At 51.6% G+C, this 13,511-nt stretch carries 14 protein-coding genes; 11 read left to right on the top strand and 3 right to left on the bottom strand.

Annotated features, from left to right (window positions below; translation table 11 throughout):
- Nucleotides 1–261: 261 nt before the first annotated feature.
- Genes Q8A57_RS09485 through nqrM form a run of 8 tightly spaced genes read left to right on the top strand, consistent with a single transcriptional unit; the run spans nt 262 to nt 7,397 of the window.
- On the top strand, nt 262–1,608 hold the full coding sequence (locus tag Q8A57_RS09485; protein WP_305170863.1) for a Na(+)-translocating NADH-quinone reductase subunit A: 1,347 nt from the start codon (nt 262–264) through the stop codon (nt 1,606–1,608).
- 2 nt (nt 1,609–1,610) lie between these two features.
- Nucleotides 1,611–2,813, top strand: a complete 1,203-nt coding sequence (locus tag Q8A57_RS09480; RefSeq protein WP_305170862.1) for an NADH:ubiquinone reductase (Na(+)-transporting) subunit B — start codon at nt 1,611–1,613, stop codon at nt 2,811–2,813.
- Nucleotides 2,806–3,579, top strand: coding sequence for a Na(+)-translocating NADH-quinone reductase subunit C (locus Q8A57_RS09475; protein ID WP_305170861.1), 774 nt, complete (start codon nt 2,806–2,808; stop codon nt 3,577–3,579). The genes Q8A57_RS09480 and Q8A57_RS09475 overlap by 8 nt, the downstream gene beginning before the upstream one ends.
- Nucleotides 3,580–3,581: 2 nt before the next feature.
- Nucleotides 3,582–4,247, top strand: coding sequence for an NADH:ubiquinone reductase (Na(+)-transporting) subunit D (locus Q8A57_RS09470; RefSeq protein ID WP_305170860.1), 666 nt, complete (start codon nt 3,582–3,584; stop codon nt 4,245–4,247).
- Nucleotides 4,247–4,864, top strand: a complete 618-nt coding sequence (gene nqrE / locus Q8A57_RS09465; RefSeq protein WP_305170859.1) for an NADH:ubiquinone reductase (Na(+)-transporting) subunit E — start codon at nt 4,247–4,249, stop codon at nt 4,862–4,864. The genes Q8A57_RS09470 and nqrE overlap by 1 nt, the downstream gene beginning before the upstream one ends.
- Before the next feature lie 21 nt (nt 4,865–4,885).
- The gene (nqrF, locus tag Q8A57_RS09460; RefSeq protein ID WP_305170858.1) at nt 4,886–6,109 is read left to right on the top strand and encodes an NADH:ubiquinone reductase (Na(+)-transporting) subunit F; all 1,224 of its coding nucleotides are present in this window, start codon (nt 4,886–4,888) and stop codon (nt 6,107–6,109) included.
- A gap of 53 nt (nt 6,110–6,162) precedes the next feature.
- Nucleotides 6,163–7,158: an FAD:protein FMN transferase gene (locus tag Q8A57_RS09455; RefSeq protein WP_305170857.1), complete on the top strand. Its 996-nt coding sequence runs from the start codon at nt 6,163–6,165 to the stop codon at nt 7,156–7,158.
- Nucleotides 7,159–7,160: 2 nt separating this feature from the next.
- The gene (gene nqrM, locus Q8A57_RS09450; protein ID WP_305170856.1) at nt 7,161–7,397 is read left to right on the top strand and encodes a (Na+)-NQR maturation NqrM; all 237 of its coding nucleotides are present in this window, start codon (nt 7,161–7,163) and stop codon (nt 7,395–7,397) included.
- A 7-nt stretch (nt 7,398–7,404) separates the two neighbouring features.
- Here the strand turns inward: nqrM and Q8A57_RS09445 are convergent, their stop codons facing one another.
- Nucleotides 7,405–8,952, bottom strand: a complete 1,548-nt coding sequence (locus Q8A57_RS09445; protein ID WP_305170855.1) for a LysM peptidoglycan-binding domain-containing protein — start codon at nt 8,950–8,952, stop codon at nt 7,405–7,407.
- Nucleotides 8,953–9,094: 142 nt separating this feature from the next.
- On the bottom strand, nt 9,095–9,862 hold the full coding sequence (gene gloB / locus Q8A57_RS09440) for a hydroxyacylglutathione hydrolase (protein WP_305170854.1): 768 nt from the start codon (nt 9,860–9,862) through the stop codon (nt 9,095–9,097).
- Between the two features lie 78 nt (nt 9,863–9,940).
- On the opposite strand from gloB, the gene Q8A57_RS09435 reads away from it, so the two are divergent.
- The 3 genes from Q8A57_RS09435 to dnaQ are packed head-to-tail and all read left to right on the top strand — an operon-like array spanning nt 9,941 to nt 11,943.
- On the top strand, nt 9,941–10,768 hold the full coding sequence (locus Q8A57_RS09435; RefSeq protein WP_305170853.1) for a class I SAM-dependent methyltransferase: 828 nt from the start codon (nt 9,941–9,943) through the stop codon (nt 10,766–10,768).
- The gene (gene rnhA / locus Q8A57_RS09430; protein ID WP_305170852.1) at nt 10,765–11,208 is read left to right on the top strand and encodes a ribonuclease HI; all 444 of its coding nucleotides are present in this window, start codon (nt 10,765–10,767) and stop codon (nt 11,206–11,208) included. The genes Q8A57_RS09435 and rnhA overlap by 4 nt, the downstream gene beginning before the upstream one ends.
- A gap of 27 nt (nt 11,209–11,235) precedes the next feature.
- Nucleotides 11,236–11,943: a DNA polymerase III subunit epsilon gene (dnaQ, locus tag Q8A57_RS09425; RefSeq protein ID WP_305170851.1), complete on the top strand. Its 708-nt coding sequence runs from the start codon at nt 11,236–11,238 to the stop codon at nt 11,941–11,943.
- 9 nt (nt 11,944–11,952) lie between these two features.
- On the opposite strand, the gene nhaB is transcribed toward dnaQ, so the two are convergent.
- Nucleotides 11,953–13,455 (bottom strand): sodium/proton antiporter NhaB, encoded by a 1,503-nt coding sequence (gene nhaB / locus Q8A57_RS09420; protein ID WP_305170850.1) that lies wholly within the window; start codon nt 13,453–13,455, stop codon nt 11,953–11,955.
- Nucleotides 13,456–13,511 lie beyond the last annotated feature (56 nt).

Raw genomic sequence — 13,511 nt, 5'->3', positions numbered from 1 at the left:
GCTTTTTTGTGGCCGGGCTGTCACTGGTGCGGAAATGCTGGTCTCAGGGCGAATAGCCCTTCCTTTCGCACTGGTAATGGGTGGCGCTGACCTTTATAATCCCGGCGTTTTGTTGGTCAGCATTGTCGGCCAGACGTGGGCTGTTTTTGCTGCAGTCGGGTGACGGTTACCACCGTTGCCTTTTGTCGCAGGCAAGCGATAAAAAATTGGGGCTCTTTGATTAGAGCGAAAAATCATAAACCGCATCAGTAGGCACAACCTATGATCAAGATCCGTCGCGGAATGGACTTACCGATTTCGGGCTCACCCGAGCAAGTCATTCACGATGGGCCCAAAGTGAATTCCGTCGCAGTTGTAGGCTTTGACTATGTGGGCATGAAACCCACTATGGCTGTCAAAGAGGGCGACAGGGTAAAACTGGGCCAGTTACTTTTCACTGACAAGAAAACCGAAGGCGTGTGTTTCACTGCACCCGCAGCCGGTGTCATTTCCGCTATCAATCGCGGTGAGCGACGTGTGTTGCACTCCGTTGTGATTGATATCGATGGTGATGAACAGGAGACTTTCGCCCAGTACGGTGCTGCCGAGCTGGAGCAACTGGAGCGTTCAGCCGTCGTCGACAACCTCGTGAAATCTGGTTTGTGGACTGCGTTGCGTACTCGCCCATACTCCAAGATTCCTTCACCCGCCGCTGATGTCCCCAATTCCATTTTTGTGACCGCTATGGATACTAATCCGTTGGCGGCAGACCCGGCACTGATTATTGCCGAGCGCAGCGATGACTTTGCCAATGGCCTTAAAGTTCTTAAGCGACTTACCGATGGTGCCGTACACCTCTGCCACGCTGAAGGCAGCCAGGTCGCTGGCGGTGAAGTGGCTGGAGTTCAGGTCAATAGTTTTGCAGGGCCACACCCTGCAGGTCTGGCAGGCACCCATATCCATTTTGTCGATCCAGTCAGTGTGAAGAAAACTGTTTGGACCATTGGCTATCAGGACGTGATGGCAATTGGTGCGCTGTTTACCACCGGACAGTTGGATACCCGACGCGTGATTGCGCTCGCAGGTCCCCAAGTAGAGAAACCGCAACTGTTGCGCACACGTCTGGGTGCCAGCCTGAGCGATTTAACAGCGGGTCAACTGAAAGCGGGCGAGAACCGGGTGATTTCGGGTTCTGTGTTGTCTGGTCGCAATGCCGCAGGTGATTTTGCCTACCTGGGCCGTTACCACAGTCAAGTGTCTGTGTTATTGGAAGGCCGTATGCGGGAGTTTTTCCGCTATCTGTCTCTGGGTGGCAATCGTCACTCAGCAATGCCAATTTACCTCTCATCCCTGAATAAAGGTCAGACCTTTGATTTCACTACCAATACCAACGGCAGTGAGCGTGCCATGGTGCCGCTGGGTAACTACGAGAAGGTTATGCCATTGGATATCTTGCCGACACAGCTGCTGCGCTCCTTGATCGTGTGCGATACCGAGACAGCACAAAAGCTGGGCTGTCTGGAATTGGATGAAGAAGATCTCGCGCTTTGCACCTACGTGTGTGTGGGCAAGTACGAATACGGTCCGATTCTTCGCGATAATCTGACCCGTATTGAGAAGGAGGGCTGATAGTGAAAGCGTTGCGTAACTATCTCGACAAGATCGAGCCGCACTTCGAAGAAGGTGGCAAGTGGCATAAATGGTTTGCCCTCTATGAGGCCGCCGATACCATTTTTTATTCGCCGGGTTCGGTGACCAAAAACGGATCACATATTCGCGATGGCATTGACCTGAAGCGGGTTATGATCACCGTCTGGCTGGCGGCTTTCCCCGCCATGTTTTACGGCATGTACAACCTGGGCTTTCAGGCTAACACTATTCTTGCAGCCACCGGCACCACTGACGTCGCTGGCTGGCACGGTGCGCTGATTTCCCTGCTGGCGGGGCATGACCCTAATAGTATCTGGGATTGCATGTGGTACGGTGCGGTCTACTTTATACCGATCTACATGGTGACCTTTGTTGTTGGCGGCTTCTGGGAAGTACTGTTTGCCATGGTGCGCGGACACGAAGTTAACGAAGGGTTTTTTGTTACATCGATTCTCTTTGCTCTGATCTGCCCCCCCGATATGCCCCTGTGGCAGGTGGCACTGGGCATCAGTTTTGGTGTGGTGATTGGCAAAGAAGTATTTGGCGGAACCGGCAAGAACTTCCTCAACCCGGCACTGACCGGCAGGGCCTTCCTGTTCTTTGCTTACCCCGCTGAAATGTCCGGTGATGCGGTCTGGACTGCTGTCGATGGCTATACTGGAGCGACCGCGCTGTCCATGGCTGCACAACAGGGTATGGACGTGTTGCAGCAGCAGATGACCTGGATGGACGCGTTCTTCGGTAATATGCACGGTTCCATTGGTGAGACATCTACCCTGGCGATCTTTATTGGTGGTGCGCTGTTGTTGCTAAACCGCATTGCTTCCTGGCGGATTATGGCCGGGGTAATGATCGGCATGATTGCGCTGTCATCACTCTTTAATCTGATCGGCTCTGATACCAACCCGATGTTTAATGTGCCCTGGTACTGGCACCTGGTGATGGGTGGCTTTGCTTTTGGCATGGTATTTATGGCAACTGATCCTGTGTCTGCATCCATGACGGATACTGGCAAACTCTGGTTTGGTGGCCTGATTGGTGTCATGGTGGTGTTAATCCGTGTCGTTAACCCGGCGTTTCCGGAGGGTATGATGTTGGCTATCTTGTTCGCCAACCTGTTTGCACCATTGATTGACCACTTTGTGGTTGAAGCGAATATCAAGCGGAGGGTGGCACGTGGCTAGTAACGATTCGACTTCCAAAACTATTATCGTCGCGCTGGCGCTCTGTATCGTCTGTTCGGTTTTTGTTTCGACTGCGGCGGTCATGTTGCGACCTGCACAGCAGTTGAACAAGGACCTTGATCGGAAAACCAACATTCTGGCCGCAGCCGGTATGTTGAAACCCGGTGTCAGTGTGGATGAGCAGTTCGCCAATGTGACAACCCGTGCGGTCGACATGAAAACCGGTAAATTTACCGATGCTGTTGATGTCTCCAGCTATGACCAGCGCAAATCTGCGAAAGTGCCCTCCATGTCAACAGACCTGAGTGAGGACGAAGATATTGCGAAGATAGGTCGTCGCGCCGACTACGCCCTTGTCTACATTGTTGAAGGCGATTCCGGTATTGATAAAGTTATTCTGCCGATCAAGGGCTACGGCCTGTGGTCTACCCTGTATGGCTTTATCGCACTGGAGTCTGATCTCAATACGGTTGCGGGGCTTGGCTTTTATGAGCACGCCGAAACCCCCGGGCTGGGTGGCGAGGTTGATAACCCCAGTTGGAAAGCGAAGTGGGTTGGTAAAGAAACCTACGGCGAAGACAACAAAGCGGTACTGACGGTTATCAAGGGTGCTGTTGACAACACCCGGCCCGAAGCATCCCATCAGGTTGATGGGCTGTCCGGGGCGACTCTAACCAGTCGTGGTGTCGATAACCTGATTAAATTTTGGATGGGCGATAACGGTTTTGCTCCATTCCTGGCTAACTTGCGCGCAGGGGAGGCCTGATCATGGCGACGAAAACAAAAGATGTTTTATTAAATCCAATTTTCGACAACAACCCGATTGCGTTGCAGATCCTTGGTATTTGTTCTGCGCTGGCGGTTACCTCCAGCCTCCAGGTCTCATTTGTGATGTGCGTTGCTCTGACGCTGGTGACAGCTTTCTCGAGCATGTTTGTGTCGATGATCCGCAATCACATTCCTTCCAGTATCCGCATTATTGTGCAGATGACGATTATTGCATCGCTGGTTATTGTGGTTGATCAGATCCTCAAGGCTGTGGCTTACGATATCAGCAAGCAGCTGTCGGTATTTGTGGGGCTGATCATTACCAACTGTATTGTGATGGGTCGCGCTGAAGCCTATGCCATGAAAAACCCGCCAATCCCCAGCTTCCTGGATGGCATCGGAAACGGCCTGGGATACAGTGTGATCCTGTTGGTACTGGCCTTTATTCGTGAGCTGTTTGGTTCCGGTAAACTGTTCGGTTTTGAGATTCTGCCACTGGCAAGTAACGATGGCTGGTATGTGCCTAATGGCTTGTTGTTGCTGCCACCGAGTGCTTTCTTCCTGATCGGTCTGTTTATCTGGGCACTGCGTTCCTGGAAAAAATCTCAGGTTGAAGCTCCTGAATACAAGATTGCTCCAAATACACCGAAAGGGGAGGTTGCCTGATGGAACATTTACTCGGTTTGTTTGTGCGCTCTGTTTTTATCGAAAACATGGCGCTGGCCTTTTTCCTGGGTATGTGTACATTCCTAGCGATCTCCAAAAAAGTACAGGCGGCTATCGGTTTGGGTATTGCGGTTATTGTGGTGCTGACCATTACGGTTCCTGCCAATAACCTTATCTATACCTATCTACTGTCCGAAGGGGCGTTGACCTGGACTGGTATAGAGGGCATGGAAAATGTTGACCTGAGTTTCCTTGGCCTGCTCAGCTACATCGGTGTGATCGCCGCGATCGTACAGATCATGGAAATGTTCCTAGATAAATATGTTCCGGCTCTTTATAACGCTCTGGGTGTATTCCTGCCGCTGATTACAGTGAACTGTGCCATTATGGGCGCATCCCTCTTTATGGTGGAGCGCGACTACGATCTGGCGGAGAGTACTGTCTTTGGCTTTGGCGCCGGTGTTGGCTGGGCGCTTGCGATCATTGCACTGGCAGGTGTACGCGAGAAGTTGAAATACAGTGATGTTCCCGCTGGCCTGCAAGGTCTGGGCATAACCTTTATCACTGTCGGACTGATGTCGTTGGGCTTTATGTCTTTCGGCGGTATTGATCTGTAATCGGCGAGGAGAAGATAGATAATGAATCTGGAAATCATACTCGGCGTCGTGATGTTCACCGTAGTGGTGTTGGCGTTAGTGGCGTTTATTCTTGCCGCCCGTGCTCGCCTTGTGAGCTCAGGTGACGTCACCATTGATATTAATGGTGAGAAAACCATTACAGTACCTGCCGGTGATAAGTTGTTGCAGACACTGTCTTCTGCTGGCCTGTTTCTGCCTTCTGCTTGTGGTGGCGGTGGTAGCTGTGCCCAGTGCAAATGTATTGTGACTGACGGTGGTGGCTCCATGCTGCCCACAGAGGAAGCTCACTTTACGCGCCGTGAAGCCAATGAAGGTTGGCGCCTGTCTTGTCAGACCCCGGTCAAACAGGACATGAAAGTGGAAGTACCTGAAGAAGTCTTCGGTGTGAAGCAGTGGGAGTGCACGGTAGATAGCAACCCGAACGTTGCAACTTTCATCAAGGAGTTGACTCTGCGTCTTCCGGAAGGCGAGAACGTCGACTTCCGCGCTGGTGGTTATGTTCAGTTGGAATGTCCGCCCCATCACGTCAAATACAGCGACTTCGAAATCGAAGAGGAATACCGTGGCGACTGGGAGCGCTTCGGTTTCTTCAATCTCGAATCGATTGTGGATGAGACCACGATCCGCGCTTACTCCATGGCCAACTACCCGGAAGAGAAGGGTGTGGTTAAGTTCAATATTCGCTGTGCTACTCCCCCTCCCGGTGCACAGGGTATTCCCCCGGGCATCATGTCTTCCTGGGTATTTAACCTGAAGCCCGGTGACAAGGTAAAAGTATATGGTCCGTTTGGTGAGTTCTTCGCCAAGGATACTGATAACGAAATGGTCTTTATCGGTGGTGGTGCCGGTATGGCGCCGATGCGCTCTCATATCTTTGACCAGCTGCGTCGTATCAAAACTGATCGAAAAATTTCTTTCTGGTACGGCGCCCGTTCATTGCGCGAGTGCTTCTACTCTGAAGAGTATGATGAACTGGCGGCAGAAAACGAAAACTTTGATTGGCACCTGGCTTTGTCAGACCCCCAGCCGGAAGACAACTGGGAGGGCCTGACGGGTTTCATCCACCAGGTGCTGTTTGAAAACTACCTTAAAGATCATCCGGCTCCGGAAGATTGTGAATATTACATGTGTGGGCCGCCAATGATGAATGCCGCTGTTATCAAGATGCTTGTCGACCTCGGTGTCGAACGAGATAATATCTTCCTTGATGACTTTGGTGGTTAATGATTACTTCTCTAATAACAAGAAAAACAAAAACGGGGCCAGAGGCCTCGTTTTTGTTTGTTCTGCTTATTTCATTGTTGCTTGTGGCATGCTCCGAGACACCGGAACAATATGTCTTCAGTGGGTTGACGATGGGGACTACCTATCAGGTCAAGGTGGTGCCCGCTGGAGTGCCAGTGCCGGACAACTTCGGGAAGACGATTCAGAGCACCCTTGAGAGTCTCGACAGCACCTTCAGTACTTACCAGACAGACTCCGAGCTGATGTCCTTAAACCGGACTCCAGTCGGTGAAACAATGTCGTTGTCACAACCGATGATGCGTGTATTAGGTATATCTGATCAGGTTTTCCAGTTGACGGGAGGTGCCTTCGACCCCACCGTCGGGCCATTGGTCAATCTGTGGGGATTTGGCCCCGATCCGTCTCAGGACAAGGTGCCGGAGCTGTCAAAAATTAAAACACAACTTGGTCGTATCGGTTTTGGGAAATTGGCAGTCGATCATGGCGCAGCAAGTGCCAGGCGCACCGCAGACATACAGTTGGATTTGTCGGCGGTAGCCAAGGGCTTTGCAGTAGATGTGGTTGCCGAGTTGCTGACCTCCCACGGCCTTGTGAACTACTTGGTTGAAGTGGGTGGAGAACTGCGAACCAACGGTCTTAAAGCGAATGGCCAACCTTGGCGCATCGCCATCGAAAGCCCTACATTGGAACGCCGGGAGGTGCAGCAGGCATTGACCCTCGGCAATGCAGCCATTGCGACTTCAGGGGATTACCGTAATTATTTCGAGCGGGGAGGGAGGCGCTATTCCCATACCATAGACCCCCGCACGGGTTTCCCGATCACACACCAATTGGCTTCAGTGACAGTGATTGCAGAGGACACGGCCTCTGCCGATGCGCTGGCGACTGGACTGATGGTAATGGGTCACGCTGAATCACTGGCGTTAGCTGAAAAAAATGACCTTGCCATTTATCTATTGGTCAAAGAAGAGGCTGAGTTCAAGGCCTATTACTCGTCGGCCTTTGCCCCTTATCTGTCAGGAGAATAGTTGTGCTTGAAGTTTTTCTTGCTTTTGTCTTAGTGCTCTTAATCATCTGCGGTATGGCTATTGGCGTGATTATGGGTAAAAAACCTCTGAAAGGATCCTGTGGTGGTGTGGGTGCAGCATTGGGTGAGAAAGATTACGTTTGCGAAATCTGTGGGGATGATCCGGAGAAATGTGTTGAAACCGAGTCTGCTGATGAGGTTAAGGCAAAGACTGAACTGGGCTATGACGCCACCCGCTGACAGTAGCTTATATTTTCAGGACATCGACGAAGAGAGTTAATTGCTGCCCCGGTTTCAGCAGGTGTTTGGTATTCAGATTATTCCATTTCAGGATATCGTTGATGCTGAGGTCAAACTCCTGGGCGATCCGGTAAAACGAATCTCCCCGGCGTACCTTGTAACGGACTTTCTTTTGTTTGGTTGGCAGCGCCTCTCCCTCGGTATAGAGGCTCAAGACCTGATTTAGTCGCAACGGCTCGCGAATATTCAGGTTGTTCCACTTGGCCAGCTCTTTAACGCTGACCTTATTATCTCTGGCAATCTTCCACAGGCTGTCTCCCTGCTTAACCTGGTAGCTTCTTGAGTATCCTGCCAAGGGTGTATCCACGCCGGAACCAGGAATTTTAAGCCGTTGACCAATCCGCAACAGGTCGTTTTTAAGATGGTTCTGTTTGCGCAGTTGGTTCACAGTAACGCGATTTTTTCGGGCAATCTCCGAAAGAGTATCTCCGGACTTTACAATATGTTGTTTGATGGGTGCCCACTGTTCCCTTGGGGTGCTATTCAGGGCCAGCTTGAAGCTCTGGGTATGATCAATGGGTAACAGGATGCGGTGTGGTCCCTCTGGATGCGTGACGAGGCGACTATAGCCGGCATTCAGTTGTTGCAGTTCAGCTTCGTTCAAATTGGCTAATTCCGCCGCTTTCGCTAAATCCAGCTGGTCGGGGATATCCACAATATCGAAATAAGGTGCATTATCAATGTGGGGGAGGGCTATCTGGTGCGCTTCGGGTGTTAAAACCACCCGTGAGACAGCCAGAAGTTGTGGCACGTAGGCGCGTGTTTCCCGGGGCAGTTTAAGAGACCAGAAGTCTGTGGGCTTGCCCGCTTTGCGGTTTCGTTTCATCGCGCGTCGAACATTGCCTTCACCACAGTTATAAGCGGCTAGAGCGAGAAGCCAGTCCTGATCAAAATAATTGTAAAGGTACTGGAGGTACTGAATGGCTGCTTCCGTTGCAGCGATGGGATCGCGACGTCCGTCGTACCACCAGTCACGGCGCAGGCCAAACCTGGTACCAGTATCCGGTATAAACTGCCACAGCCCCGACGCATGACTGTTTGAGTAGGCAAATGGGTCGTAGGCGCTTTCCACAACTGGTAGCAGCGCCAGTTCAAGGGGCATCCCCCGGCTTTCCAATTGTTCGACAATGTAATAGAGGTACATTTCGGCGCGGCCCATTACACGGTCGAAATAAGTCTGGTTATTGGAGTACCAGTCAACCTGTGGGGCAATGCCGGGATGCTCGAAATACTCCTGTAACACCATGCCATTGCGGATGCGTTGCCAAATATCCTCTTCTATTTCAATAGAGGCCGGTGTCTCATAGGAGGTAAATATTACCGGTTTTTTTGAAGGCTTTTGCTGGAGGGCTGGTCTGCTGGGGGATTGTGTCAGGACGGTTTGCTGTGGAACGGCGTTTGGCGAGGTGTTTTTGGCTTGCTCGACGGCTTGCTGTGCACAGCCAGCGAGAAGCGACAAAACTACTAGTACGGTCGTTCGGAAATATCGGGGCATGGAGTTTTCTTGTTAGCCAGCACGTTGGCCAAGAATTCTAACGGTGCGATCCCATGCCTGCAATCTTTGGGATCGAGTAGTTGTTGCCGCTGTGAGCAAAGTCTCGGTCAGTCGCCCTTCAGGTTGAAGTAGATCCCTTAACCTAAAAGTTATCTTTCCACTGTCGTATGACGCGAAATACCTCATCTGAGCTCTGAATTGTGTGACCTTCATGGGCTTCTGCTGCCAAGTGGACAGAAGCCTGTTCAGGCCTCAGAAAAGGGTTGGTCGCCACTTCCTCGGCCAGGGTTGATGGCACGGTTGCCATGCCAGCACGGCGCAAAGTCTCAACCTCATTTACTCTTATCGCCAAGGCCTTGTTTTCCGGTTCAACCGCTTGGGCAAAGCGCAGATTTGCCTGGGTGTATTCATGAGCACAGAAAATGCGGGTTGATGGGGGTAGAGCGATTAATTTTTGCAGGGACTGCCACATCTGTTTCGGTGTTCCCTCAAATAATCTGCCGCAACCTCCAGCAAACAGTGTGTCTCCGCAGAAAACAAGGGATTCCTCAGGGGCAAAAAATGCAATGTGGTCCAAGGTGTGCCCGGGAACGGCGATTACCTCAAACAGGGTGCCCTCGATGGTTAGGTGGTCTTGATCAGCTACCGGGTGCGTGATCTCTTCGATGCTGCCCGGGCCGTAGACGGGCACTGGATGATTTTGGAGTAATTCCCTGATGCCGCCGATATGGTCATGGTGATGATGTGTTACCAGAATCCCATTCAGAGTCAGTCGGTGTTCTTTAAGTGCGGCTTCAACCGGTGCGGCATCGCCCGGATCCACCACACAGGCAAGCTGGCTGTCAGCCTGATGAAACAGCCAAAAATAGTTGTCGCTAAAGGCGGCAATACGCTCAATGATTAATGACATGGATTGATCCGGTAGTTTTCGGGCAACATATTACCCATAATAAACAACAGGGTCGAAAAGGTTAATCCGGGTTTCTGAATGCGATTACAGGAGTGGTTCAAGGGGATAGTTGAATATCTGGACCTTCGCCATGCTGTGTTGCCGCTGGCTGATTCGCAACAGGCGCTGGATAGCTGGTTCCATACCCGTCAGGGTGAATTGTTACTTCGTCGGGAACAGCAGGCACTCGAGCAATTAATGCCCTCCACTGAGGCCCACCGGATGCTCTACCTGGGTGCGGGAGCCTGTCGCCTGTTGGGTGATGATTATCACCATTTACATAGTTTCTGTATCAGTGCCTCACCCTCCGGTACTGGCAATGCTGCCGCCGTCGCTGATTTTGATGCGTTGCCGTTGCCTTCCGAGACCATTGATACGGTTCTGTTGCACCATGCACTGGAATTTTCGCAATATCCCCATGAGGTGTTGAGTGAGGTCGCCAGAGTACTGACTCCCGGCGGCCAAGTGATCTTGGTCGTGTTGAATCCGATCAGCCTGTTTGGAATCGCCAAGTGGCCGGCCAGACTCTTTTCAAACCAGCTGGGCTGGCGACACCATAGCCTGCGCAACCGACGTCTGCTGGATTGGTTACGGCTACTCAATCTGCAACCTGAGAAAGCCGTATCCGGATGTTTCAGTTGGCCTCTGGGGTGTGGTGACAGTTGTCAGGAACCCGGTCCACTGGAGCGGGCCGGTCAGAGGCTTCGGCTGCCCTGGGGCGCTTTTTATATTGTGCGTGCAAGAAAATATACCGCGAGGCTGACACCGGCGGGCTCTCGACTGTGGCGCTCAATCAGTGCGCCGCTGGTGCCGGGTATTGAGAAGTCTGCTATGAGAAAGTCCCCACACAGGAAGAAAGTAGATTGAAAGAAGTAGAAGTTTTTACAGATGGCGCTTGTCGTGGAAATCCCGGCCCAGGCGGATGGGGTGCGTTGCTTCGCTACGGAGGGCATGAGAAGGAACTCTATGGTGGTGAGGCCATGACGACCAACAACCGTATGGAGCTGACGGCAGCCATAGAATCACTGGCAGCGCTGACTCAGCCCTGTAAGGTGAGCCTGACGACGGATTCCGAGTATGTACGGCAGGGCATAACCAGTTGGCTGGAGAACTGGAAAAAACGTGGCTGGAAAACCGCTGCCAAGAAACCGGTAAAAAATGTCGACTTGTGGCAAAAGCTTGACGAGGAAGTAGCCAGGCATGAGGTTGAATGGCACTGGGTCAAGGGACATAGCGGCCACCGTGAAAACGAACTGGCAGATCAACTGGCCAACCGGGGGATTGATGAACTCCCCGTTAATGGATAACAGCAAACACTACCCAAAGGTAATCATATGCGCCAGGTTGTTCTGGATACTGAAACTACCGGTCTGGAAACTACACAGGACCACCGCATTATCGAGATCGGCTGTGTCGAAGTAATCAATCGTCGTCTCACCGGCCGTCACTACCACCAGTACATCAACCCCCAACGGGAAGTCGATGATGGCGCGCTGGAAGTGCATGGCATCAGCAACGAGTTTCTCGCCGACAAACCCCTGTTTGAAGCCATCGCCGAAGACTTTCTGGCATTCATCGAGGGTGCCGAGCTGGTAATCCACAATGCGCCCTTTGATGTCGGTTTTATCGATCACGAATTTGCCAAGCTGAAAGGCTATGGTAAAACCCTCGATTACTGTTCCGTGGTCGATACCCTGGTGATGGCCCGCCAACGGCATCCCGGTCAGAAGAACAATCTGGACGCACTCTGCAAACGTTACGATGTGGACAACTCACAGCGGGATCTGCACGGCGCATTGTTAGATGCCGAGATTCTTGCTGACGTCTATCTGATGATGACCGGCGGTCAAGTGGATCTCGGGTTTGGAGGTCACGGTGCCCGTGGCGGTGTGTCAGGGGGAGAAGCGATCAGACGGTTGTCAGCTGATCGGAAGCCGCTCAAAGTGATCAAAGCCTCTGATGAGGAAATCGAAGCCCACAATGCACAACTGGCCCGCATTGAGCAGGCCAGTGGCGCGTGTCTTTGGTTGTCTAAGGACTAGCCTTATAACTTAAAGAATAAAAACAACACTGATAATGCCAACACCGGAAAGTACGATGGTGTAAGGCAGTGCCATAATTACCATGCGTCCGTATGACAAACGAATCAGTGGGGCCAGCGCTGAAGTTAACAGGAACAGAAATGCAGCCTGACCGTTCGGGGTGGCAACACTGGGCAGGTTTGTACCGGTGTTGATGGCAACAGCCAGCAGATCAAAGTGTTCGCGACTGATTTTTCCTGCTTCAAATACAGCCTTCACTTCGTTGATGTATACCGTAGCCACAAACACGTTGTCACTGATCATGGATAGTACACCGTTGGCGATAAAGAACATCACCGGCTGAATGCTCTGGTCCATGGCGAGCACCGCGTTAATAATCGGTGAGAACAGATGCTGTTCATGAATCACTGCGACGACAGCAAAAAACACCACCAGTAGTGCGGTGAAGGGAAGCGCCTCTTCAAATGCGTGGCCAATCTGGTGTTCTTCTGTGACACCATTAAAGGCGGTTAGCAACACAATAACGGTCAGGCCGATCAGTCCCACGGCCGCCAAATGCAATGCCAGACCAACCACCAGAAAAATGGCCACCAGGGCTTGTACAATAAGGGTCGCACGGTGCCTGTTGGTCAGCTTTTTGGATTCCTCAACATTGAATTCCTCGAGAACGGTGCGGACGTTTGTTGGAATAACTGCGCCATAACCAAAAATGCCAGTTTTCTCCAGCAGCAAGCAAGTCAGTAACCCACAGACCAGAACTGGCATGGTGACTGGTGCCATGACGAGGAAAAAGTGGATAAAGCTCCAGCCGGCCTTTTCGGCAATCAGCAAATTCTGGGGTTCACCCACCAGGGTGCAGACACCACCCAGTGCCGTTCCCACCACACCGTGCATGATTAAGCTGCGCAAAAAAGAACGAAATCCTTCCAGGTCTTCCCGGTGATATTCCATCACGGATACGTCGCTGGAATGGTCGTGGTCATGGTGTACTTCCTTACCGGAAGCAACCTTGTGATAAACGGAATAGAAGCCAACGGCGACACTGATCAATACAGCGGTCACAGTCAATGCGTCGAGAAAAGCAGATAAAAAGGCGCCTGTGATACAGAAAAGCAGTGACAGAACAGCTTTGGATCGTACACCGATCAAAATTTTAGTGAAGGTAAACAGCAGCAGATCGCGCATGAAATAGATGCCTGCCACCATAAACATCAGAAGAAGGATAACTTCAAAATTTCCAATGGCTTCATGGTAAACGGTTTCAGGTTGGGCCAGTCCCAGGAAAATGGCTTCAATAGCGAGCAAGCCACCGGGCTGCAGCGGATAGCACTTAAGCGCCATTGCCAACGTAAAAATGAACTCGATAATCAGCAGCCAGCCGGTCACAAAAGGGCCAACGGTAAAAACCAGAACAGGGTTAATAGCCAGAAAGCCCAAAATGGTGTATTTGTACCAGTCTGGGGAATTGCCAAGAAAGTTTTTCGTGAATGCCTGGAACATGGATTGGGACATGAAGGGTTCCTTTTTATTTGTTCGGTCTATCTCGGGCTCAAACGCAGGGAGCTAAT

The organism is Porticoccus litoralis (assembly GCF_030676955.1).
GTDB lineage: Bacteria > Pseudomonadota > Gammaproteobacteria > Pseudomonadales > Porticoccaceae > Porticoccus > Porticoccus litoralis.
Note: the sequence above shows the minus strand (reverse complement) of the source record. Positions and strands in the feature narration are given on the sequence as shown.